Genomic DNA, 22,046 nt, shown 5'->3' on the forward strand with positions numbered 1-22,046 from the left:
CGCAGGTCAGGTGATGTCCTTGGACTGCGTGACCGCCCAGCCGCCCGCGAAGACGATCCCGGACCAGGCGAGGAACACGAGGCCCGACCACCACCAGTCGAGCGCCCCGCCGGCACCGGCGATCGCGCGCAGCACGTCCTCGATCTCCGGTGGCACCACGCCCGCCGACGACAGGAACAGGTCGACCGAGACCGACCCGGTGAGCCCGTTGATCGACCCGTTCGGCAGGAAGCCGATGACGGCCGGCACCTCCAGGTACGCGAGCACGAAGTGCAGCACGTTCTCGATCACCAGGAAGTACAGCAGCAGCAACACGATCGTCCCCGCGACGTTCGGGATGAGCGCGCCCACGCCGACGCCGAACATCGTCATCAGGATCGACGACAGCACGCAGACCAGCGTCAGCATCGCCCAGCCACCGGCGTCCGGCAGCTGCCCCGACTCGCTGGTGAGCACCACGCCGATGCCGAGGAACAGCATGATCGCGAGGCCGTAGATCGCGCCCCACAACACGTACACCAGCATCTTCGCCAGCATCGAGTGCATCCGCGACGGCGCGGTGAGGAACGTCGTCGTGATCGTCCGGCGGTTGATCTCACCCGAGATCGCCATCGCACCGAAGATCATCGGGAAGATCGTGGAGATGTTGATCGCCCGCGCCATGCCGAACAGCGAGATCTTCCACTGGTCCGGCGTGACCCCGAGGAAGTCGGACACCTCGTCCACGTCGCTCGACGACGCGAAGTCCACGAAGAACTGTCCCAGCAGACCGGTCGCGAGCCCCCAGCCGAGCGCCAGCACCGCGGTGGGGATCAGCAGACCCCACCACAGGCCGGTCGTCGTCGTCTTGCGGAGCTCCGCCTGTACGAGGTTGCCCATCAGGCCCAACCACCCTGCTGTTGCTGCTGATACGGCGCCGGCGCGTGCCCGGCGTACTGGCCACTGGTGAGCTGGAAGAACAACCGCTCCAGGTCGACCTGCTCCTCCTGGATGCCGTAGATCGACACGCCGGCCTTCAACGCGCAGTCCGCCACGTACTTGGAGTCCACACCGGACACCGCGAGCCTGCCGTCCGGCAGCTGCTCGATCACCTGCACGCCTTCGGCGCGAAGAGCGTTCGCGAGCGCGTTGATGTCCGACGGCTGCACGAGAACGCGCCGTTGCTGCGACTGCCGCAACTGGTCCAGCGGCCCGTAGAACATCGTCTGCCCGCGCGAGATGATCACGACCTGGTCGACGGTCTGCTCGACCTCCGCCAGCAGGTGGCTGGAGATCAGCACCGTGCGACCCATGCGCGCGTACGACTGCAGGAACGTCCGCAGCCACGCGATGCCCTCGGGGTCGAGCCCGTTCGCCGGTTCGTCCAGCACGAGCACCTGCGGATCGCCGAGCAACGCCGTGGCCAGCGCCAGTCTCTGCTTCATGCCGAGCGAGAACCCGCCCACCTTGCGGTCGGAGGCGGTGCCCAGGCCGACCAGGCCGAGGACCTGGTCGGCCTGCGCGTCCGGCACGCCGATGGCCGACGCGTACACGCGCAGGTGGTTGCGGGCGGAGCGGGCGGGGTGGAACCCCTGCGCCTCCAGCACCGCGCCCACCACGCGGCCGGGCCGGCCGAGTTGGTGGAACGGTCGTCCGTTGATCGTCGCCGTGCCGCTCGTCGGCTTGACGAGACCCAGCAACATTCGCAGGGTCGTCGTCTTGCCGGCGCCGTTCGGGCCGAGGAAGCCCGTCACGCTGCCGGGGGACACGGTGAAGCTCAGGTTCTGCACCGCGGTCACTGAACCGAACTGCTTGGAGAGGTTCTGGACCGCGATGAGGCCGCTGCCGTCATGCATGCGGCCCATCCTGCCTGAAACGTCAGTCCGGCAAGGCGTGCTTGGGCCGAGACACGACGGGCGCGCGGTGCACGACCGACGGATCGTCGCGGAAGATCGGCAGTTCGGTGGTCATCTCGGCCGGAGTCTCCTCCGGCAGTTCAATGACACCTGATCGAGTGAAAGGGTTGCGCAACGGCCGGCGCCGCTCGCGGTGAGGCAGGCCCTCGCCGATCAGGTGCTGGTGCGCCATGTTCCAGATCTGGCACGGCCACCGGCGCCGGCGCAGCCAGCCGGGACAGGCCTTGCACCGGCCGTCCTCGTCGGGCTGGTGCACGGTCAGCAACAGCCGCCAGCCGTCCGCCAGGCGGTGGATCTCCGCACGGGCCAACGGAACCAGCGCCTCCGCTTCTCCGTGCTCTGCGACTTTGTCCAGCAGTGCCAGGCGTTGCAGCACCGCGTCGCGGAGGGTCTCGTCCATCACATCTTCGCCGTGGCCTGGTCGAGCAAAGAGCCCAGCCGACGCGTCTGAGTGGCGGACATCACAGCGGTCTCGCCAGGAGGCGTGACCAGCAGAACCCGGTCGTTCTCCACCAGAACGGTCATCGATCTGTCCCGACCGAACGGGTCGTGGCAGTGGATCCATCCCTGTGGTTCAGCCATGGAATCTCCCTTCGAGGGACACCCGACTCCGTCTTCATCGGCCGAACCCCCTGCTCGCCGCACCGGGAAACACCGAATTCACTCGTTTGCTGGACGGGCAGGACGCGGCCAGTGGTCCACTCGGGGAAACTTTTGGGTCGCGTTTCGGTGGGGGTGCTGGGCGCGCCTGCCCGAAGCCCGCTATATTTGGTCACGGCGGCCCCGCTCCCAGTGACCCCCAGGCTGGTTGAGCGCGGCCGCCCTTTACGTGGCGGGCTCCGGTGCTCATTGGTCTTCGACCAATTTCGCCGGAGCCCGCAGTGCTTGTCGGGGGACACCCCCGCGCCCCCGGGTCTTTCTCCCTCTTCCTTTTCCTTCGGATGTACTTCGCGCACGCTCTGCGCGAAATCCGTTGCGCCCCGCCCTCTCGTACGCTGTAAGTTCCTCGTACACCGTAAGGGGGAGGAACGATGACTTCGACGACCGAGAAGGTGGGGGTGCACCCGCACCCCCAACGCTGGGCCGTGCTCGGCGTGCTCTGTCTGTCCGTGATGGTCGTGGTGCTGGACAACACCGTGCTCAACGTGGCGATCCCGTCCATCTCGACGGGTTTGGACGCGAGCACCGCGGACATCCAGTGGATGATCAACGCCTACTCGCTGGCCTTGGCGGGCCTGCTGCTCACGACCGGATCGCTGAGCGACCGGTTCGGCCGCAAGCGCGCGCTTCTGGTGGGCCTGGCGCTGTTCGGCACCGGTAGCGCGGTCGCCGCCTACGCGGGCTCGTCCGAGGCGTTGATCGCGGCCCGCGGCTTCATGGGGATCGGCGCCGCGGTGCTGATGCCCGGCACGCTCGCCGTGCTGATGCAGTTGTTCGACGACAAGGAACGCCCCAAGGCCATCGGCATCTGGGCCGCCGTCACGAGTCTCGGCTTCGCGGCGGGGCCGGTGATCGGTGGCGCGCTGATCAAGCACTTCTGGTGGGGCTCGGTGTTCCTCATCAACGTGCCGGTGGCGATCCTCGCGATCGCGGCCGTCGCGCTGCTCGTGCCGGAGTCCAAGGACCCGACCGTGCGCAAACCGGACGTGCTCGGCTCGATCCTGTCGATCATCGGCATGGTGTCGATCGTCTACGCGGTGATCGAGGTGCCGGAGCACGGGTTCGGCTCGGCCGAGTTCGGCGTCCCCGTGGCGATCGGGCTCATCACCATGACCGGATTCGCGTTGTGGGAACGGCACACCGCCGATCCGATGCTCGATCTCGGGTTCTTCCGGAACCGCCGCTTCACCGGCGCGGTGGCGTCGGGCGTGCTCGCGGCGTTCGGCATGGCGGGCTCGCTCTTCCTGCTGACGCAACACCTTCAGGGCGTGCTCGGCTACAGCCCGTTGGAGGCGGGTGTGCGGGTGGCGCCGATGGCGATCGCGTTGCTCGTCACCAGCAACACGTTGGGACAGCTCGTGATGAAGCTCGGCACGGGCAGGGCGATGCTGCTGGGCATGACGATCGTCGCGGGCGGCGTGGCGCTGCTGTCGATCGGCACGACCTACCCGCCGACGCTGGCCGGGCTGATCCTCATCGGCGTGGGTGTCGGTGTGTCCCAACCGGTTGCGGTCAACGCGCTGATGGGCTCGATCCCGCCGGAACGCGCCGGAATCGCGTCCGGGCTGTCCGGCACGCTGACGGAGCTGGGTTCCTCGTTCGGCATCGCCGTACTGGGCGCGCTGCTGTCGGCACGGTTCGTGGCGTCGTTGCCGGACGGTGTACCAGGGCGGTCGCTCAGTGAGGCCTTGCACAGCGGTGCGGACATCACGGTCGTGCGCGAGGCGTTCTCCAACGGCATGAGCGTGAGTCTCGTGATCGGGGCGATCGCCGTGTTCCTGGGAGGTGTTGTGGCCAGCGTGCTGCTGCGGCGTGCTTAGGATCGGCCTGTGGAGAGCGTGTGGTTCGGCAAGCCCAGGCCCAGCAGCGGTCAGCCCCTCGGCCTGAGCCGGGAGGCGATCGTCCGCAAGGCGCTGGAGATGCTGGACCGGGACGGCATGCAGAAGCTGTCCATGCGCAAGCTCGCGGCGGAACTGGGCGCGGCGCCCATGTCGCTGTACTGGCACGTGCCGACCAAGGACGCGCTGATCGAGCTCTGCCTGGACGAGATCTACGGCGAGTTCCCGCTGCCGGGCCCCGAGGACGACTGGGAGACGGCTGTGCGCGCGATGATGCACGCGATGCGTCATCTCGCGCACAAGCACCCGTGGTGGGTCAGGGGCATCGGCGAGTTCAACAGCATCGGCCCGAAGGCCGTGGCGATGAGCGACGCGATGTTCGAACCGATGACGCGGGCAGGTCTGTCCCTGCCCGCGGCGGCGCGGTCGATCTCGACGATCTCCAGTTTCGCCATCGGGTACGCGATCGCCGAGGTCAACTTCGTGGCGCGCGGTGGGATGGACTCGCCGCCGCCGGACCTGCCGAAGATCGCGGACCTGTACCGGGAGAAGCACCCGAACTACGTGAGGATGCTGGACGAACCGGAGCTGTGGTCGTTGGAGGGACAGTTCGAGTTCGGACTGGACTGCGTGATCGACGGCATCAAGGCGCGCGTCGAGGCGCTCAGATAGGCGAAACCCCCGCAGCGATTGACGCGTGCGGGGGCCTCATTCATTCAGTTGGTCTTAGACGACGGTCTCCAGCGGCGTGTGCGCGAGGCCGGTCGCCTCGGCCACCGGGCCGTTGGTCAGCAGGCCGGCGTGGACGTTCAGGCCCAAGGCGAGCGAACGGTCGTCCTTGAGCGCCTTCTCCCAGCCCTTGTCGGCCAGCGCGACCGCGTACGGCAGCGTCACGTTGGTCAGCGCGTAGGTCGAGGTGCGCGGGACGGCGCCCGGCATGTTCGCCACGCAGTAGAACACCGAGTTGTGGACCTCGTAGGTCGGCTCGGCGTGCGTGGTGGCGCGGGAGTCCTCGAAGCAACCGCCCTGGTCGATGGCGATGTCGACGAGCACCGAACCCGGCTTCATGTCCGCGACCAGCGCGTTCGACACGAGCTTCGGGGCGGCGGCACCGGGGACGAGCACGGCGCCGATGACCAGGTCGGCCTCGCGGACGGCCTGCTCGATGGCGAACGAGTTCGAGGCGAGCGTGCGCAGGCGGCCCTGGAACTGGGCGTCGATCTGACGCAGGCGGTCGACGTTGGTGTCGAGGATCTGCACGTCCGCGCCCATGCCGACGGCGATGGTGGCGGCGTTGACGCCGGCCACGCCACCGCCGATGACGACCACGCGGGCCGGGGCGACACCGGGGACGCCGCCGGGCAGCACGCCGCGGCCACCGGAGGGCTTCATCAGCGAGAACGCGCCGACCTGCGGAGCCAGCCGGCCCGCGACCTCGGACATCGGGGCGAGCAGCGGCAGCGAGCGGTTCGGCAGCTGCACGGTCTCGTAGGCGATGGCCGTGGTGCCGGACGCCAGCAGCGCCTCGGTCAGCGGCCGGTCGGCGGCGAGGTGCAGGTACGTGAAGAGGGTCTGACCGGCGCGCAGACGCGGGTACTCCTCGGCGATCGGCTCCTTGACCTTGAGAACCAGGTCACCTTCCGCCCACACGTCGTCGGCGGTCGGGAGGATCTTGGCGCCCGCGGCGAGGTACTCCTCGTCGGTGATGGCGGAACCGAGACCGGCGCCCTGCTCGACGTACACGTCGTGGCCGCGGCTGGTCAGTTCGTGCGCACCGGCAGGCGTGAGAGCGACGCGGTACTCGTGGTTCTTGATCTCGCGAGGAACTGCGATCCGCACGATGACTCCTCCGTTCGGTGGGCCGACATCTCATAATGTGGGCCAGTCGGAAGGTCATGTCACTGTGCGGATCGCACTATCCGGTAACCCTCTGGTTGTTCATCTAGGACAGAGCGACCTGAGCCTCGTTCGCGTTCCACTCGACCGTCCCGCGTTGACACTCGGCGGGGGACGCACATAGCGTTCGCGCCGAGAACTGAACACCGGCCGCGGCGCGCAAGCGTCAGAACCCGAGTGGGAGAGACCTCGACGAACCGGTCGGGGCGCCGAAGGGGCAAGCTCCCGCACACTCTCAGGCAGCAAGACCGCTCGGGGTAGGCAACTCTGCACGGCGGAGGGGGCGCAAGTTTCCTGACCCGTCACAGCCAGAGGAGTCGCTGCCGTGGAGTTCCCCGAGAACCTGCTCTACACCGCCGAGCACGAGTGGGTCGACTGGACGCCGGGCACCCAGGACCCGCTGACCTGCGGAATCACCGAGTACGCCGCGGACGCGCTCGGCGACATCGTCTTCGTCCAGCTGCCCGACGTCGGTGCCAAGGTCGTCACCAACGCGGTCTGTGGCGAGTTGGAGTCCACCAAGTCCGTCAGCGACCTGTTCTCGCCCGTCACCGGTGAGGTGATCGAGGTCAACAGCGCCGTCGTGGACGACCCGGCGGTCGTGAACAGCGACCCGTACGGCGCCGGCTGGCTGTTCAAGGTCCGCGTCGAGTCGGCCGAGAACCTCCTCACGGCGGCCAAGTACGCCGAACTCACCAAGTCTGACTGACCGCTCCACCACCACGAGGGACTGATCAGTGGCGATCAGCGTTTTCGACCTGTTCTCCGTCGGCATCGGACCGTCCAGTTCACACACGGTCGGCCCGATGCGCGCGGCCGCGATGTTCGTCGAGAAGCTCGGCGCACGGGTGTCCGAAGTGGACCGCGTGCACGTCGAGCTGTTCGGCTCGCTCGGTGCGACCGGCCACGGCCACGGCAGCCCCAAGGCCGTGTTCCTGGGGCTGGAAGGTAACCATCCGGAAGAAGTCGATCCCACGGCCGCGGCCCACCGCGTCGAGGAGATCGTCTCCGGCAAACGGCTCAAGCTCGGCGGCGCGCACGAGATCGACTTCGTGCACGACCGCGACCTCGTCATGCACCGCCGCAAGTCACTCCCGTTGCACCCCAACGGGATGAGCTTCGAGGCGTTCGCGGGCGGCAAGTCGGTCGAGCACGCCGTCTACTACTCGATCGGCGGCGGGTTCGTCGTCGACGAGAACGCGTCGGGCACCGACCGCATCAAGCCGGACTCGACGCCGTTGGCCCATCCGTTCCTGACCGGCGACGAACTGCTCGCGCGCTGCCGCGAGACCGGCCTGTCGATCAGCGAGATCATGATGGCCAACGAGCTGTCGTGGCGCACCGAAGCCGAGGTCCGCCAAGGACTTCTGCACATCTGGCACGTCATGCAGGAGTGCGTCGAACGCGGCTGCAACGAGCACGGTGTCCTGCCCGGCGGCCTGAAGGTCCGCCGCCGCGCCGCCGAGATGCGCAAGACGCTGGAGAAGGAGCACTTCGTCACCGACCCGCTGCGGGTCATGGACTGGGTGACGCTCTTCGCGCTGGCCGTCAACGAGGAGAACGCGGCAGGCGGCCGTGTCGTCACCGCGCCGACCAACGGCGCGGCCGGCATCGTCCCGGCGGTCCTGCACTACTACACGAAGTTCGTGCCGGGAGCCTCCGACGACGGCGTGGTCCGGTTCCTGCTGACGGCCGGTGCGATCGGCGTGCTGTTCAAGGAGAACGCGTCGATCTCCGGCGCCGAGGTCGGCTGCCAGGGCGAGGTCGGCTCGGCCTGCTCGATGGCCGCCGGTGGCCTCGCCGAGGTGCTCGGCGGCACCCCCGAGCAGGTCGAGAACGCCGCCGAGATCGCCATGGAGCACAACCTCGGCCTCACGTGCGACCCGATCGGCGGTCTGGTGCAGATCCCGTGCATCGAACGCAACGCCGTCGCGTCGATCAAGGCCATCACGGCTGTGCGCATGGCTTTGCGCGGCGACGGCTCTCATTTCGTGTCGCTCGACAAGGTCATCAAGACCATGCGGGACACCGGCAAGGACATGTCGGTGAAGTACAAGGAGACAGCTCGCGGCGGACTCGCCGTGAACGTCATCGAGTGCTGAACTCCTCCGCGAACCAGTCGATCTGCAGGTACACGTCCTGCGCGGCCTCGCTGTCCATTTCGGACAGTCGGTCGCGCAGGGCGGGGCGGAACAGCCACTCCCGCATCTCCTCGCCGGGCGTGGGGTCCTCCCAGTCGAGCGTGTAGCCGTAGTCACCCTCGGTGGTGCACTGGACGGCGGACGCCCAGCTCCCGGCGAGGTACGTGACCACCTCGTCGGGGAACGTGTCGACCAAACGCAGCCACGGGGTCAGGCTCTCGTCCAGACGCGCGGCGGCCTGGAACAACGCCTCCAGCGCCGGCCAGCGCTCCTCGTCCCCGGCCGCACGCCGCAGGGCGTCGGTCAGCTGCGCACGGAGCGCTGCTCGCTCGTCCTCCGGCCAGGTGAGGGGCCTCGCCAGCATCATTCCCTCGGCGAGCGCGATGTTCGGGTCGTCCTCGAGCACTTGGACCACCCGGTACGCGAGTCGCCGCCAGGCATTCCTGTACTCGTCCTCGTCGAAGCAGCCTGACTGATGCCAGGCGAAGTTCTGCAGGAGGTCGTCCGAAACCAGTTCGGGATCCCCGTCGAGCAGCATCAGATCTGCCTCGGTCAAGACGCGTCCACAACACTTCACGCACTCAGCCTAAGCAGCTGCGGCAAGCGAAATAGGCGTCATCCGAGCGCGTCGATCTGCATCACCGCGTACTGCGCGACCTCGACGTCCATTCCGGACAGACGGTCGCGCAGTGCGGGGGTGAGCAGCCAGTCCCGGAGTGGCTCAGCCGGGTCGTCCCAGCGCAACCAGCCCCCGTCGCACGGGGTGCCGCCGCTCAGGAAGTCGTACGACCACTTGTGAGCGAGCTCCGCGACGGCGGCGTCAGGAAGTCCGTCGACGACGGGCAGCCACGGGGTCAGGTCCTCGTCCATCTGCGCGGCGGCTTGGACCAGCTCGTCCAGGTCAGCGCTGTCCGCCGAGCGGACGATGATCCCGGTGAGCGCCGCCCGCAGCGCGATGCGCTCGTCCTCCGGCCAGGCGGGCAGATTGGCCCACGTCAGACCCTGGGTTAGCCGGCTGTCCGGGTCCCGTTCCAGCAGATCGAGCACCCTGGGCGCGAGCCGTCGCCAGGCGAGCCAGTACTCGTCCGGCTCGAAGTGGTCCTCGACCTCCCAGGCGAACTGCCACACGACGGGGTCGGGCACCAGCGCGGGATCGCCGTCGAGCAGTTCCAGCTCGGCCGAGGTCCAGCAGAGTCCGCAGCCCTTCACGTGCTCAGCGGGCGTCGTAGGCGGCCTGCGCGGCCAGCACCTCGGGCATGCGGCCCTCCAGCAGGTGGATCAACGACAGCAGCCGCTCGGCCGTGTCGCGGCCCAGCGGCGTGAGGCTGTAGTCGACGCGCGGCGGGTTCGTGTTCTGGGCTTCCCGGTGCACGAGGCCGTCGCGCTCCAGTGCCTGCAACGTCTGCGACAGCATCTTCTCGCTGACCCCGTCGACGCGGCGGCGCAGCTCGTTGAACCGCAGTTGCCCGTCGGCGAGCGCGGTCAGCGTCAGGCTGCCCCACCTGCCGGTGATGTGCTCCAGCGTGGGACGCGACGGGCACGCTTTCGCGAACACGTTGTAGTCCATGGCAGCATCATAACTGGTCAAAACGCTAACTGAAAGTAAGTGTGAGAGCTCTCCGCGTCAGGAGAGCTCTCACGCCTCAGAACGGCCAGGTGGCGTTCTGACCTGCTTCGAGCAACGGCACCATCCGAAAAGTCGCGTCCGTCAGGCCGCCGAACTCGTGGCGGTTGGCCTTGCCGGTGGCGTACGCGGCGTTCCGGTACCCGCCGAGGTTGAACCCGTAGATCGGCACGTGCCGCGGCACGACGTCCGAGACGCCCTGCCCGTAGTACCCGGACATCGTCTGCATGTCCGAGATGACGAACACGCGGTCGTGGCCCCGGTAGGTGCGCTTCAACGACCCGACGATGTCGGTGCCGTGCCCGACCTCGCCGATCCGCTTGAGGAACCGGTCGACCTCGCGGATCACCGAAGCGCCCCGCGCGATGTCGTGCCGGAACGTGCCGTCCGCGAACCCGACGACGTCGACCTGCTCGCCCTTCGCGCCCAGCGCGACGCCGAAGACCGCCGCGGCCTTGGCCGGGGTGACCTTCGACCGAGCCGAGATCGTGCCGCCCGTCATCGACGCCGAGGTGTCGATCAGGATCAGCGACCGGCCCGCCAGGGCGGGCAGGTTCGACAGCGACGCCTGCAGCGCCTGGTCCAGGGCGTGGCCCCAGCGCAGGCTCGGCGCCGCCTCGTACGCGGACAGGAAGCGGAACGGGAACTGCCGCGAACGCGCGACCTGGCCGGGGTCGGCCAGACGTGCCGCGACGGCTGCCGCTGCCTCGTCGGACATGCCGGCCTCGTCGAAGTTGCGCAGGTTCCGAAGCAGAGCCATGTAGCCCATCGACGGCGCCAGCGCCTCCCACACCTCACGGGTCAGCGGTCCCTGCAGCCACCCGGCCACGGACTCCCACGTCATCCCCGCCTGGCGCAGCACGTCGACCGCGTCAGGGCGCTGGAACAGCGAACGGCGCTGCTCGACCGGCCACGCCATCAGCTCACGCCGTGCCGCGATCACGCGCAGCTCGGCGGGAACGTCCGCCTCCGCGGAACGGCGGCGGTCCAGCACGTACTGGAAGAGCGCGCCCTGCCACGGAGCGCTGGCCGAGGGGTGGGCGAGGTTCAGCACGTCGGCCATCCGGAACCCACGGGCGTCGCTGTCCCACTTGAGGACCGCGCGCTCGTTGTAGAGGCGCCCGACGGCATCGGCGATGCCGCGCTTGATCGGCTTCGGCACGCGCCGGCCGTTCGTGCCGGTCCAGTAGGCCAGGAGTTCGCCCGGCTCGTCGGCGCGCTGCAGCACGGAGTCCACGACGGCGCGGTTGGTGACGCCCGCGCTGGACTCGGACACGAGCCGTGCCAGCACGAACTCGGCCGCGCCCACGAGCGACGCCGTGCGCATGTTCGCCTCGCTGCGCAGCCACGTGAGCAGGCGCGCGGTCCACTCGGGATCCGACAGCGCCGCCTCGTGGACGAGCTGGGCGAAGCGGTTGTCGCGCCGGCCACCGGACTCGTAGAAGGTGTCCTCGCCGCCCATGTTCGACACGGCGAGCAGGAACAGCTCGGACTTCGTGTCGCGGGCGTAGCCGTCGCCACCCTCGTAGGTGTGGCCGGTCGGTTCCGGCGCCGTGGCGACCGGGCTGGTGCCCGCCGGACGTGCGCGGAAGATGTTGAACTTCGCCATCGGCTCTTTCCCCCTCGGAAAAAACAAAGGGGAGCCCACAAACCCCACACGTGTCCGAGATCAAAGTCGCGGAAGGTACGTTGCTGCTCTGCCAGTTGAGCTACAGCCGGTTTCCCGTCTGGCGGGACTCGAACCCGCAACCCGCCCATTAAAAGTGGAAGTAACCCTCTGCTTCGCACCGGACACGTGTGAAGTTGTGCGCTCCCGAGATCAAACGCGCCCACGGTCGGGTTTCATGTCAAGTGAAGTAACCGTGGACTTTCGCACCGGGTGCGATTTCTATAAAACCACACCGTGCCAGTGATTTAATTCCGGCAGATGTGGAGTTGTTGGACGCCCGAGATCAAGTCGCGGAGGGTGACGTGCCCACCGAGGTGGGCGAAGACCGGCCGAGACCGGCTTCAGGGGTCGAACCTGAGAATCACCAGAAGTAACCCTCCGCTGCGCACCGGGCGCACACTCATACAACCACGCCGCGCAAAGGGTTTTCCTAAGGCGCCGCCTTCACGAGCCGGCGCAGCAGGTAGAAGAGGCCGACCGTCAGCAGGAACCCGACGGCGCTGATCATCACGATCTGCTCGACCGTGTCAGCCTTCGACCCCGCGAACACGTAGGCGGCGCAAATGGGGATGGTGCCGATGAGGGTGAACGACATGAACTGGCGGAACGACACCCTGGACACCCCCGCGGACACCGACACGGTCTCCGCCATCATCGGAATGCCGCGTGCCACTCCGAAGAACCAGGGACCGAACTGACGGCCCCATCGCCGCATCTCGGTCAGCTCCTCGATGGTGACCACCCGGCGCACCAGCCACGGGCCCGCGAACCGCCCCAGGGCGTACCCTGCGGCAGAGGAACCCAGGGATCCGATGATCGCGAGTGCCAGTCCGAAGGGCAGGCCGAGTGCCGTTCCCGCCAGCACGATGAGCGGAGTGGACGGCACGGGCAGCAGCACGTCCACGACGAGCAGGGCGAAGATCGCCGCCGCCGCCCACACCGGGTCGATGCCGCGCACCCACGACACGACCCCTTCGAAGTCGATGAGGTCCAGTGCCTCGAACACGATCCAGCTCAGCAGGACGAAGCCGAGCACGACGGCCGGTATCCACTTCCACCGAACGCCCGTCTCATAACTCATCGGGTGATGGTCGCCCACGTCGATCCGCCGGACAATCCGCCAGTGGCGCAGGTTCCGCGAAGGGACACACATGAGTGACGATCTCGTGCCTTTTCTGGGGCACTGGGTGCTCGACCCGGCACGCTCCGCGTACACCGGCGGCAATCCTCCCCGGAGCGGCCACCACGACCTGAGGCTGGAGGGCGACCGGCTGATCGTGAGCATCGAGGGCGTGCTGGGGTCCGGTGACCCCATCCGCACCGGGTACACATTGGACCTGTGGCACGACACGCCGATGAGCGTCGGCAAGGTCGACCGAGTGCGCACGGTCGTGGAGCCCAGAAGGTTCTGCACGATCGCCTACGCGGGCGCGCAAGCGGTTGCGCGCTCGTGGCGGATCCTCGGCCACCTCAACGAGATGACGATCGTCCAGTCCGCACCCGACCAGTTCGGCGTGTGGCGCGACGACGTTTCGGTCTACCGCAGGCAGTTCTAGGAACCCAGAGGATCAACGGGGTCTGAACACCGTGACGACCACGCGCAAACCCAGCAGCACGCTGATGATCAGCAGGTTGTAGCCGAACACCTGGTACAGCCCGATGCCCGCGGAGACCTCGGGCCCGCCGGCCGAGCCGAGCAGCAACACCGCCATCACACCGGCGGTCGCGCCCAGCACGGTCAGCATGACCTGGTGCAACAGGCTGGTGATGAACGATCGGTCGCGTTCGTCCGCGAACAGCCTCATCGACATGCTCAGCCGGCCCTGCTCCATCGCCCCGGTGATCCGGTCGATCCGCCGCGGCAACCGGCGCAGCATCGGCAGCACGGCCTGCAGTTCCTCGGTCATGGTCCGCTTCACCGACTCCGGCGTGAGCCGTTCGGAGATCTGCTCGGCGGCGAACGACCGCGACTCCACGACGATGTTGAAGCCCGGCGCGAGCACCGCCAGCGTGCCCTCCAGCGTCGCCAGGGCCCGGAACACCGCCGCGATCTCCGGCGGGATGCTCAACCCGAACCGCGACACGATCAGGAACAGGTCGCCGAACATCTCCACTTCCGGTCGCATGCCCGCGCCCAGGTGCCGGGCCATGAACTGGCCGAGCGCGCGCTCCAGCCGTTGCTCGTCGATGTCCTCCGGCCGTGAGGTCAGCTCCAGCAACGCGTCCGTGAGGCTCGCCGGGTCGCTGCGGTCGATGGCGAGCAGCAGCCGTTGCAACGCCGAGCGCAGCGCGGAGTCGATCCGTCCGACCGAGCCGAAGTCGAGCAGGCCGAGGCGTCCGTCGGCCAGCAGCAGCACGTTGCCGGGGTGCGGGTCGGCGTGGAAGACGCCGTCCAGCATCACCTGACGCAGCACGAACCGCAGCAGCGTCCGCGCGAGCCCCACGTCCTCCGAGGCGCCGCGCAACGGCACGCCGTCGAGCCGGTCCATGACGAGCACCCTGGACGTCGACAGGTGGACGTGAGGCAGTCCTACGGACGAGTCCGACGCCGCCGCCACGGCCGTGATGTTGCGTGCCTCGATCTTGAAGTCGAGCTCCTCGCGCAACGCCGCCGCGAACCCCGCCGCCAGGTCGCGGACGCCCAGCGCGGCACCCCACCGCGTGCGCTGCAGCGTCTCGGCGAGGCGGGCGACGATGTCCAGATCGCCTTCTGCCGTTGCCCGGACGTCCGGCCGTTGCACCTTCACGACCACCTCGGCGCCGGACTTCAGCACGGCTCGGTGCACCTGCGCGATCGAGGCCGCTGCCAGGGGTTCCGGATCGACCTCCTGGAACGCGTCGAGCCCGACCTCGGCGTCGAGCACGGCCCTGACCTGCTCCCACTTCGCCGCCGGCACCTTGTCCTGCAGCAGGCTCAGCTCGTCGACGAAGTCCTGCGGCAACAGGTCCGCGCGCGTCGACAGCACCTGCCCGAGCTTCACGAACGTCACGCCGGCGTCCTGCAACGCGAGCCGCAGCGACCGCGCGAGTCCCGTGGATGTCCGCTCGCGGCCGCGCAGGTAGGGCCCCAGGCCGTGCCGGAACGCGATCTTGGTGATCCGCGAGTACCGCCGGGTCCGCGCGATCCGGCGCCGCGCCATGCCCCACCACTCGGTGGGCGGCGGGATCGAGCCGGTCGGCACGATGATCTCCGCGAACGCCAGCACGCCGATCACCGCGAGGATCGACAGTCCCAGTTGGAGCGTCACCAGCCCCGCGGACGGCTCCGCGCTGGTCTCACCGAAGGCGCTCGACGCGATCGAGATCGAGAGCAGGCACGCCAGCGCCGTGCGGATCAGGCCGATGCGCAGGCCGAGGATGCGCCGCGCGGCCAGGGACATGCCCAGGACCAGCAGCAGGAACGTGATCGGGAAGCCGATCGTGTAGACGAGGAAGTCCCCCATGATCGAAGCCTAGGGCCTCTTGACTGAGACCGTAGGAGTCACGAAAGATCCGATGAATCGCCGCCCGCGTTGATCTGACCGCACAGCGAAGTGAGGTGCTCTGCAGTGGTCGAACTCAACCGGCGCACGGTGCTCGGAGGCGCTCTAGCAGGGGTGGCGGGTAGCGCGCTGCTCTCGACGGGCGCATCGGCGGGTGATGCGTTCAGCTGGAAGGACTTCATCGGGTCATCCGATCTCATCTGGAAGAAGATGCCCGCGACCTGGTTCGAGGGCCCGTTCCTCGGCAACGGCTACCTCGGCTCCGGCATCTACGCCGAGCCCGGCGCCAACGCCATCAGGTTCAACGTCCAGCACTCCCAGGTGCAGGACCACCGGCCGGAGTTCGGGGCGCTGTTCGGCCTCGCCCGGCTGCCCATCGGTTACTTCACGCTCGAACCCGCCGGCGCGATCACCGGCGTCGACCTGCGGCTGGACCTGTGGAACGCCGAACTGACCGGCACGATCACCACGGCCGCCGGAAGTCTTCGGGTGCGCGCGTTCATCCACACCCGGCGCGACCTCTACGCGATCGACGTCCAGGCCAGCGAGGGCGAGCGCGCGTTCCGGTGGGTCTTCCACCCGCTCAAGGCGATCAGCCCGCGCACCGACCCGAAGTGGGGCCGCCCGGCACCGGCCGGGTTCACCGACAACCCGCCCGTGCAGCTCACCAGAGCAGGTGACGTGCAGCTGGCCGTGCAGCCGTTGAACGCGGGCGGCGAGCACGTGACGGCGTGGCGCGAGGTCACTCGCGGCACGCGGCGAACGCTCTTCACGAGCGTCGCCTGGTCGCATCCGGCGAAAACGGCGGTGCGCACGGCGATCGCGAACGTCCGGTGCGGCTCGATCGACGGGCTCGCGGTCGAGCACCGGTTGTGGTGGCACGACTTCTACCGCAAGAGCTTCCTGTCCATTCCGGACAAGCGGCTGGAGGCGTTCTACTGGATCCAGCTCTACAAGTTCGCGTCGGCGGCGCGGAAGGAGGCGCCCGCGATCGCGACCTGCGGGCCGTGGCTCGAGAACACGCCGTGGCCCAACACCTGGTGGAACCTCAACGTGCAGCTGGAGTACTGGCTGATCCACGGTTCCAACCACGTCGAGTTCGACGCCGTCACCTACTCCGTCGACAGATACCGCGACGCGCTCGTGGAACAGGTGCCTGCCGAGTACCGGCACGACTCCGCCGGCATCCCGCGCACGACCGACACCGTGCTGAACAACGGCGCGGGCATCGGCAACTCCGGTTACGGCGTGGGCATTCCCGGCAAGGACGTGCCGACGCCCGAGGTCGGCAACCTGACCTGGACGCTGCACAACGTCTGGCTCACCTACCGGCACACGATGGACGACCGCGTGCTGCGGGGCGTGCTGTTCCCGTTGCTGCGCAGGGCGATCAACTACTACTTCCACTTCCTGGCCAAGGGCTCGGACGGGAAGTGGCACCTGCCGATCACGTTCTCGCCCGAGTACGGGGTGAACGCACCGGACTGCACCTACGACCTCGCGTTGATCCGGTGGGGCTGCCGGACGTTGCTCGAGTCCGCGAAGTCGTTGCGCGTCAACGATCCGCTGATCCCGCGGTGGCAGGACACGCTGACGAACCTCACGCCGTACCCGGTGGACGCCAACGGATACATGATCGGCGCGGGGGTGCCGTTCGCGAAGTCGCACCGGCACTACTCGCACCTGCTGCAGATCTATCCGCTGTACGAGGTGACCTGGGAGGGTCCTGGGGCACGGCAGCTCATCGAGACGTCGTTGAACCACTGGATCAGCTTCGAAGGCGCGTTGCAGGGCTACACGTTCACGGGAGCGGCGTCGATCAGCGCGCAGATGTCGCGCGGGGACAAGGCCGACTTCTACCTCGGTGAGCTGATGCGGCGGTACATCAAGCCGAACACGATGTACCAGGAGTCCGGTCCGGTCATCGAAACGCCGTTGAGCGCCGTGCAGTCGATGTACGACATGCTCTGCCAGAGCTGGGGAGGCGTGATCCGCGTGTTTCCCGCGGTGCCGTGGCCGGACATCTCGCTCGACAACTTCCGGACGCAGGGCGCGTTCCTGCTCTCGGCGTCACGGCAGAACGGGGTGACGCGGTGGATCAAGCTGCGCAGTGAGGCCGGCGCGCCTTGCGTTGTGCGCACGGACGTCAAGGATCCGGTCGTGCGTGATTCTCGTGGTCGGCCGAAGCGGTTTTCGGTGCTGGACAACGGAGATCTGCGCGTCGATCTGCGGCGCGGTGAGGAAGCGGTCATCCACCGTGCCGGGGACGAGCCTGACCTGAAGGTTGGACCGGTGGGCGGATCACCGGTGCCTTCATGGGGTTTACCTGGTTAGGGCGCAGCCGGTGCCCCGTCGCGACGGCGGTGCGGCGGGACACCGGCGAACGCGGTCTTTTAGAAGTCGAACACCTTGGCGGTGTTCACGCGCATGACGCACGGGTTCGAGAAGGTCTCCTCGAAGTCGACCTTCTTGCCGCGCCACGTGCCGTGCAGCTTCGCCTTCGTCGGGTTCAGCTCCATCGTGCACAGGGCCTCGGCCTGCGGCAGCTTCGTGAAGTCGCCGCTGACGGGGGCGAGGTCGTCGCACGCGGTCTTGGCGTTCTTGTGCGGCCCGCTGGCGGGGTCGCAGTTCAGCAGGGTGTTGTCGAACGAGCCCATCTCCTGCTGCACGGAGAGGATCAGGGTCGATTCCGGCAGCAGAGGCGCCGCGGTCGCCGTCGCGGGGATGGCCGGAGCGGCGAGCGCGAGACAGGCAAACAAAATTCGGTTCCTGGCCATGCCACCACTCTGGCGCGGCCAGGAACCGAAATTCCATTCAACCGAGCGGTAACACCAGATCGTGTAAACCGCCGAAAGAGCGTGCAACTAGACGCCGGTGAGTTCCGTCCCGGCGAGAGCGGCGGCCACCTGCTTACCCACCGCAGCCATGCCCTTGGCGTTCGGGTGAACGGGGAACGCGAGGCTCGTCGGGATGATGCCCTCGACCCACTTGTCCCACGGCGCCGCACACGTATCGCGACCGGTGCTGATGTCGTAGGGGTTCACGAAAGTGGCACCGGCGGCTTTCGCCTGTGCGCCCAGCATTCCGTTGAGCTGCTGCTGGACGTTGTCGAGGTACGGCACGTCGCCGCGGGAGATCGGCACGACCGGCCAGCAGCCACCCGACGGCGGCAGGATCCGCAGGTAGCCGACGACCACGATCTTCGCCTTCGGGCTGCGCTGCTTGATGCCCGCGAGCACGGCGGCCACCTTGGCGGAGGTGGCGTCGACGCGCTGGCCGAGCGAGTCGCCGTAGGTCGCCTTGCAGGGCGAGCCGTGCGGGTCGGCCAGGCTCTTGCCGGCGCAGGTCAGGATGATGTCGGAGAAGCCGATGTCGTTGCCGCCGATGGACACCGTGACGAGGTCCGTGTCGGCCTTGAGGGCGGAGAACTGCGGCACGGACTGGCCGGGGATGCCGCTTTGGACGCCCGCCATGTCCTTGGTCTGCGCGCCACCGCAGGAGATGTCGGTGAAGTTCGCGACGCCGAGCTTCTTCGCGAGGACGGACGGGTAGTTCTGAGTGGACTTGAAGCAGCTCAGCGGGTCGAGCCGCTGCAGCGGGATGAACGGTCCGGAGACGAACGAATCTCCGAGCGAGACGTAGTTCCGGTACTTCGGGGCGGCGCTGGCGTGCGGGGCCAGCAATGCCGCTATCAGGGCCGTGAGCAGGGAAACAACAGTCACTCGGCGCGTCATTGCTACCTCGTTACTGAAGAGTAGGAACGTAGGACGAAGGGTGACCGGACCATTGCGCAGTGTCAATCCCTCGACCAGGCTGGAACGATGACGGGGGTACGCAAAGTAGCTGTGGCATCAGCGGTTGGTAACACGATCGAGCTGTACGACTTCCTGCTCTACGGCACGGCGTCGGCGCTGGTGTTCGACAAGATCTTCTTCCCGCAGTTCGACTCGCGCGTCGGTGTGCTGCTCGCGTTCGCCACGTTCGGCGCGGGCTTCTTCGCCCGGCCGCTGGGCGGCGCGGTGATCGGGCACCTCGGCGACCGGATCGGCCGCCGTTCGATGCTCGTGATCACCCTTTCGGTCACGGGGGTGTCGACGGCGTTGATCGGCCTGCTGCCGACCTACGCCCAGGTGGGCATCTTCGCGCCGTTGCTGCTGGTGCTGTTGCGGCTCGTCCAGGGGTTCTTCATGGGCGGCGAACAGGGTGGCGCGTCCCTGATGGCCGTCGAGCACGCGCCGCCGGGGCGATGGGGCTGGTACGGGAGCTGGGTGTTCATCGGGTCGCCGGTCGGGCTCGTGCTGGCGAACCTCGCGATGTACCTGTCCTCGAAGGCTTCCGGGCCGGACTTCCTGTCGTGGGGCTGGAGGTTGCCGTTCCTGTTCTCGATCGTGCTGGTCGGGATCGGCCTCTACATCCGGCTGCGCGTCTCGGAGTCGCCGCAGTTCGCGCGGGTGGAGAAGTCGCGGTTGCCGATCGCGGAGGTGCTGCGGGACCGGTGGCGCGTGGTGCTGCTGGGCGCCGGGGTGAACCTCGGGTTCACGATCTTCATCTACGTGCTGAGCGTGTTCATGATCGGGTACGGGCGCACGGCGTTGAAGATCTCCGCGGACGATCTGCTGATCGCCACCGTGGTGGGGTCGGTGGCGCAGGTCGTCGCTGTGCCTGCGTTCGCGCTGTTGTCCGATCGGGTCGGACGGTTGCCGGTGATGTTCGGCGGGGCGATCTTCCAGGCCGCGTTCGCGTTTCCGTTGTTCTGGCTGACGGACTCCGGCTGGTTCACGTTCGCGATGGTGCTCGGGTTCGTCGGGTCGGCGGCGTTGTTCGGGCCGTCCGCTGCCTATTTCGCCGAGCTGTTCCGGACTCGGGTGCGGTACAGCGGGGTGGCGTTGAGCTTCCAGCTCGGTGCTGTGCTGGGTGGTGGGCTGGCGCCGTTGGTGGCGCAGTCGTTGCTGCGCACCGGGACCTGGGCCATCGCGCTGTACCTGGTTGCCGGTGCGGTGTTGTCCGGGGTCTGTCTGCTGGTGATCGGGTCAGCGCACGAGGCGGAGCCGGCGGGTGGCGAGTCCGATGCTCAGCCGTTGGCCCCAGCCCAGTCGTAGCGCGTCGCTCTCGATGCCGTCGCCGAACGCCACCAGGCCGTCCGATTCGACGTCGATGTCCAGTGGTGCGTCGGTGATTTCGCCTTCGGTGTGGGTGATGCCGGTGCTGGGGGACGGCCACGCTTCCCTGACGAACCAGACGAGCTTGCGCTCGGTCGGCGTGGGGAGGGCCAGCGGGCTCTTTCGTTCGCGGTGGGCCGAGCTGCACCAGCCCGTTGCTCCGGTGCCGCTGCCCACGAGGATGCCGGACGAGGCCTGGCGTTCGTCGTGGATGCGGTAGCGGCTGGTCTGGTGGCTCGGGTGGCCGACGTAGATCTCGTTGAGCGCGTAGAGGGTCTGGCCGTCGTCCGACCTGGCTTCGACCATCGTGCGGTCTTCGGTGTCGGTGGTGTTGTGCAGGAGTTCGGCGGCTTCGTGCGGGGCGTGCTGGGCCAGCACGCCCCGTTCCGGGTTGATGCCGATCACGGGCTGGCCGTCGAGGTACTTGGCGACGTTCGCGACCAGGCCGTCCTGGCCGACGATGACGACTACGTCCTCGGGCGCGAACAGGAACCGCGACAGGTCTTCCCGCTCGACGACGCCGCGGCGCCAGTCGAGCGGGATGGCGGCGCTGACGTCTCCCAACGCCCTGCGGGCCTGCTGGTCACGGTCCACCACCTCGTCGAGAGTTCTGTTGCGGGACTTGAGGAAGAACTCGACCTGTCCTCTCGTCCCGTGTCGTGCCAGCAACTCTGTCAGCTCGGTGCGCCTGTGCACCAGCACAATTCGCGGGGCGAGGCTCATCGGGCCAGTCTCTGCAGGATGGGCTGGAGCATGTCCGGGGTCAGGGTGATGCTGCCGATCTCCGGGAGGTTGCCGGCCAGTTCCTTCGCCGCCAGGGCGTAGAGGGTTTCTCGCGGGATCTCCTTGTACGCGTCCAGCCTGGCCTTCTCGCCTGCGGCTTCGGCTTCGGCCAGTTTGCGGATGCCGTCCGCCTTGGCGTCGTCCGCCACTCGGCTCGCCCTAGCGTGGTCTTCTGCCTTCTTCAGTGCGTTCGCGCCTCGCTGGACGACCAGGAGTTCTTCTCGCTTCGCCAGCTCGATCTGGTTCTGGAGTTCGTTCTCGCTGATCGAGCGCTCGCGTTCGACCGCCATGGCACGGCGTTCGTAGGTGGCCTTGTCGGCCTCCTGCTGGACCTTCTCCCTGACCGTGGTCTGGAGGGCCTTCTCCATGTCCGCGTCCGGGCGGATGGCGACCACGCGGATGTCGATGATCTCCAGGCCGATGTGGTCCGCGGTCAGGTTCTCCTGGATCTCCTGTTTGACGCGTGCCACGCCGGTCTTGATGGCGGTGTCCAGTGGCAGGGTGCCCAGGATTTTCAGAGCGTGTTGCTGGGTGCTCTCGGTGAGGGTGTTGGCGATCTGGCTCAGCGGGTCCTGGCGCCAGACTCCCGTGTCCGGGTCGATCGAGAAGTCGATCCTGTTCGTTGCCGTTTCCGGGTTCGTGCAGCGGTAGGTGACGGTCAGCTGGACCGTCACGTCCTGGTAGTCGTTCGTTCTGGCGTGGAAGAGCATGGGGAGTTCCCGGTCGTCCACCGGGACTTCGCTGAGGACTGCCGATCTCGGGCGGAACCAGAAGCTCAGGCCGGTGCCCTCGTGGATCAGCTTGCCCTTGCTCACGTGTCGGATGTGGACGGTGGGGGCGCCCCTGAGGTGGCGGAGTCCGGGGTAGGTGCTGATGTCGGCCACGGTTGGGGCTCCTCA

Annotated in this window: 22 protein-coding genes and 1 riboswitch; of the genes, 7 read left to right on the forward strand and 15 right to left on the reverse strand. The window is 67.9% G+C overall.

Annotated elements, in window-relative coordinates:
• Nucleotides 1–6: 6 nt before the first annotated feature.
• From ACIQF0_RS35325 to ACIQF0_RS35340, 4 genes are read right to left on the reverse strand one after another with little or no spacing between them, the layout of a single operon-like run.
• Nucleotides 7–879, reverse strand: a complete 873-nt coding sequence (locus ACIQF0_RS35325) for a hypothetical protein (protein WP_360047278.1) — start codon at nucleotides 877–879, stop codon at nucleotides 7–9.
• Nucleotides 879–1,835, reverse strand: a complete 957-nt coding sequence (locus tag ACIQF0_RS35330; RefSeq protein ID WP_401036973.1) for an ABC transporter ATP-binding protein — start codon at nucleotides 1,833–1,835, stop codon at nucleotides 879–881. The genes ACIQF0_RS35325 and ACIQF0_RS35330 overlap by 1 nt, the downstream gene beginning before the upstream one ends.
• A gap of 22 nt (nucleotides 1,836–1,857) precedes the next feature.
• Nucleotides 1,858–2,295 (reverse strand): hypothetical protein, encoded by a 438-nt coding sequence (locus ACIQF0_RS35335; RefSeq protein WP_360047280.1) that lies wholly within the window; start codon nucleotides 2,293–2,295, stop codon nucleotides 1,858–1,860.
• On the reverse strand, nucleotides 2,295–2,477 hold the full coding sequence (locus tag ACIQF0_RS35340) for a hypothetical protein (protein ID WP_045312139.1): 183 nt from the start codon (nucleotides 2,475–2,477) through the stop codon (nucleotides 2,295–2,297). The genes ACIQF0_RS35335 and ACIQF0_RS35340 overlap by 1 nt, the downstream gene beginning before the upstream one ends.
• Before the next feature lie 449 nt (nucleotides 2,478–2,926).
• Between ACIQF0_RS35340 and ACIQF0_RS35345 the strand changes: the two genes are divergently transcribed.
• Together ACIQF0_RS35345 and ACIQF0_RS35350 are read left to right on the forward strand one after the other, a co-directional pair.
• A complete protein-coding gene (locus ACIQF0_RS35345) occupies nucleotides 2,927–4,375 on the forward strand; it encodes an MFS transporter (RefSeq protein ID WP_401036976.1) in 1,449 nt (482 codons plus the stop codon).
• A 9-nt stretch (nucleotides 4,376–4,384) separates the two neighbouring features.
• On the forward strand, nucleotides 4,385–5,065 hold the full coding sequence (locus tag ACIQF0_RS35350) for a TetR/AcrR family transcriptional regulator (protein WP_401036978.1): 681 nt from the start codon (nucleotides 4,385–4,387) through the stop codon (nucleotides 5,063–5,065).
• 54 nt (nucleotides 5,066–5,119) lie between these two features.
• Here the strand turns inward: ACIQF0_RS35350 and ald are convergent, their stop codons facing one another.
• Nucleotides 5,120–6,232, reverse strand: coding sequence for an alanine dehydrogenase (ald, locus tag ACIQF0_RS35355; RefSeq protein WP_401036981.1), 1,113 nt, complete (start codon nucleotides 6,230–6,232; stop codon nucleotides 5,120–5,122).
• A 225-nt stretch (nucleotides 6,233–6,457) separates the two neighbouring features.
• A riboswitch (glycine riboswitch) is annotated at nucleotides 6,458–6,550 on the forward strand.
• A gap of 64 nt (nucleotides 6,551–6,614) precedes the next feature.
• Between ald and gcvH the strand changes: the two genes are divergently transcribed.
• Both gcvH and ACIQF0_RS35365 read left to right on the forward strand, forming a co-directional pair.
• Nucleotides 6,615–6,998, forward strand: coding sequence for a glycine cleavage system protein GcvH (gene gcvH / locus ACIQF0_RS35360; protein WP_401036983.1), 384 nt, complete (start codon nucleotides 6,615–6,617; stop codon nucleotides 6,996–6,998).
• A gap of 28 nt (nucleotides 6,999–7,026) precedes the next feature.
• A complete protein-coding gene (locus tag ACIQF0_RS35365; protein ID WP_401036986.1) occupies nucleotides 7,027–8,391 on the forward strand; it encodes an L-serine ammonia-lyase in 1,365 nt (454 codons plus the stop codon).
• Here ACIQF0_RS35365 and ACIQF0_RS35370 read toward each other — a convergent pair.
• The 5 genes from ACIQF0_RS35370 to ACIQF0_RS35390 all read right to left on the reverse strand — a co-directional run bounded on the left by ACIQF0_RS35370 (nucleotide 8,378) and on the right by ACIQF0_RS35390 (nucleotide 12,804).
• Nucleotides 8,378–8,986, reverse strand: coding sequence for a hypothetical protein (locus ACIQF0_RS35370; protein WP_401036988.1), 609 nt, complete (start codon nucleotides 8,984–8,986; stop codon nucleotides 8,378–8,380). The genes ACIQF0_RS35365 and ACIQF0_RS35370 overlap by 14 nt on opposite strands.
• A 59-nt stretch (nucleotides 8,987–9,045) precedes the next feature.
• Nucleotides 9,046–9,639: a hypothetical protein gene (locus tag ACIQF0_RS35375; RefSeq protein WP_401036990.1), complete on the reverse strand. Its 594-nt coding sequence runs from the start codon at nucleotides 9,637–9,639 to the stop codon at nucleotides 9,046–9,048.
• Between the two features lie 4 nt (nucleotides 9,640–9,643).
• On the reverse strand, nucleotides 9,644–9,997 hold the full coding sequence (locus ACIQF0_RS35380) for a helix-turn-helix domain-containing protein (protein ID WP_319975280.1): 354 nt from the start codon (nucleotides 9,995–9,997) through the stop codon (nucleotides 9,644–9,646).
• A gap of 76 nt (nucleotides 9,998–10,073) precedes the next feature.
• Complete coding sequence (locus tag ACIQF0_RS35385) at nucleotides 10,074–11,663, reverse strand: TROVE domain-containing protein (RefSeq protein ID WP_401036992.1); 1,590 nt, start codon at nucleotides 11,661–11,663, stop codon at nucleotides 10,074–10,076.
• Between the two features lie 490 nt (nucleotides 11,664–12,153).
• On the reverse strand, nucleotides 12,154–12,804 hold the full coding sequence (locus ACIQF0_RS35390; protein ID WP_319975282.1) for a VTT domain-containing protein: 651 nt from the start codon (nucleotides 12,802–12,804) through the stop codon (nucleotides 12,154–12,156).
• Nucleotides 12,805–12,874: 70 nt separating this feature from the next.
• Between ACIQF0_RS35390 and ACIQF0_RS35395 the strand changes: the two genes are divergently transcribed.
• Nucleotides 12,875–13,279: a hypothetical protein gene (locus tag ACIQF0_RS35395; RefSeq protein WP_093592189.1), complete on the forward strand. Its 405-nt coding sequence runs from the start codon at nucleotides 12,875–12,877 to the stop codon at nucleotides 13,277–13,279.
• A 12-nt stretch (nucleotides 13,280–13,291) separates the two neighbouring features.
• Here the strand turns inward: ACIQF0_RS35395 and ACIQF0_RS35400 are convergent, their stop codons facing one another.
• Nucleotides 13,292–15,166, reverse strand: coding sequence for an ABC1 kinase family protein (locus tag ACIQF0_RS35400; RefSeq protein WP_401036996.1), 1,875 nt, complete (start codon nucleotides 15,164–15,166; stop codon nucleotides 13,292–13,294).
• A gap of 105 nt (nucleotides 15,167–15,271) precedes the next feature.
• On the opposite strand from ACIQF0_RS35400, the gene ACIQF0_RS35405 reads away from it, so the two are divergent.
• On the forward strand, nucleotides 15,272–17,539 hold the full coding sequence (locus ACIQF0_RS35405) for a glycosyl hydrolase family 95 catalytic domain-containing protein (RefSeq protein WP_401036999.1): 2,268 nt from the start codon (nucleotides 15,272–15,274) through the stop codon (nucleotides 17,537–17,539).
• A 59-nt stretch (nucleotides 17,540–17,598) separates the two neighbouring features.
• Here ACIQF0_RS35405 and ACIQF0_RS35410 read toward each other — a convergent pair whose 3' ends face one another.
• Both ACIQF0_RS35410 and ACIQF0_RS35415 read right to left on the reverse strand, forming a co-directional pair.
• Entirely contained in the window at nucleotides 17,599–17,982 is a 384-nt protein-coding gene (locus tag ACIQF0_RS35410; protein ID WP_360047291.1) for an SSI family serine proteinase inhibitor, read from the reverse strand.
• A gap of 87 nt (nucleotides 17,983–18,069) precedes the next feature.
• Nucleotides 18,070–18,939, reverse strand: coding sequence for an SGNH/GDSL hydrolase family protein (locus tag ACIQF0_RS35415; RefSeq protein WP_401037001.1), 870 nt, complete (start codon nucleotides 18,937–18,939; stop codon nucleotides 18,070–18,072).
• 111 nt (nucleotides 18,940–19,050) lie between these two features.
• Between ACIQF0_RS35415 and ACIQF0_RS35420 the strand changes: the two genes are divergently transcribed.
• Entirely contained in the window at nucleotides 19,051–20,304 is a 1,254-nt protein-coding gene (locus tag ACIQF0_RS35420; RefSeq protein ID WP_401037004.1) for an MFS transporter, read from the forward strand.
• Here the strand turns inward: ACIQF0_RS35420 and ACIQF0_RS35425 are convergent.
• Nucleotides 20,236–21,087, reverse strand: a complete 852-nt coding sequence (locus tag ACIQF0_RS35425; protein ID WP_401037006.1) for a hypothetical protein — start codon at nucleotides 21,085–21,087, stop codon at nucleotides 20,236–20,238. The genes ACIQF0_RS35420 and ACIQF0_RS35425 overlap by 69 nt on opposite strands.
• The gene (locus ACIQF0_RS35430) at nucleotides 21,084–22,031 is read right to left on the reverse strand and encodes an SPFH domain-containing protein (RefSeq protein WP_401037009.1); all 948 of its coding nucleotides are present in this window, start codon (nucleotides 22,029–22,031) and stop codon (nucleotides 21,084–21,086) included. Before ACIQF0_RS35430 ends, ACIQF0_RS35425 begins: the two co-directional genes overlap by 4 nt.
• Between the last annotated feature and the right edge of the window lie 15 nt (nucleotides 22,032–22,046).

This window comes from Lentzea sp. NPDC092896 (genome assembly GCF_044754905.1).
In the GTDB taxonomy this organism is placed as follows: domain Bacteria; phylum Actinomycetota; class Actinomycetes; order Mycobacteriales; family Pseudonocardiaceae; genus Lentzea.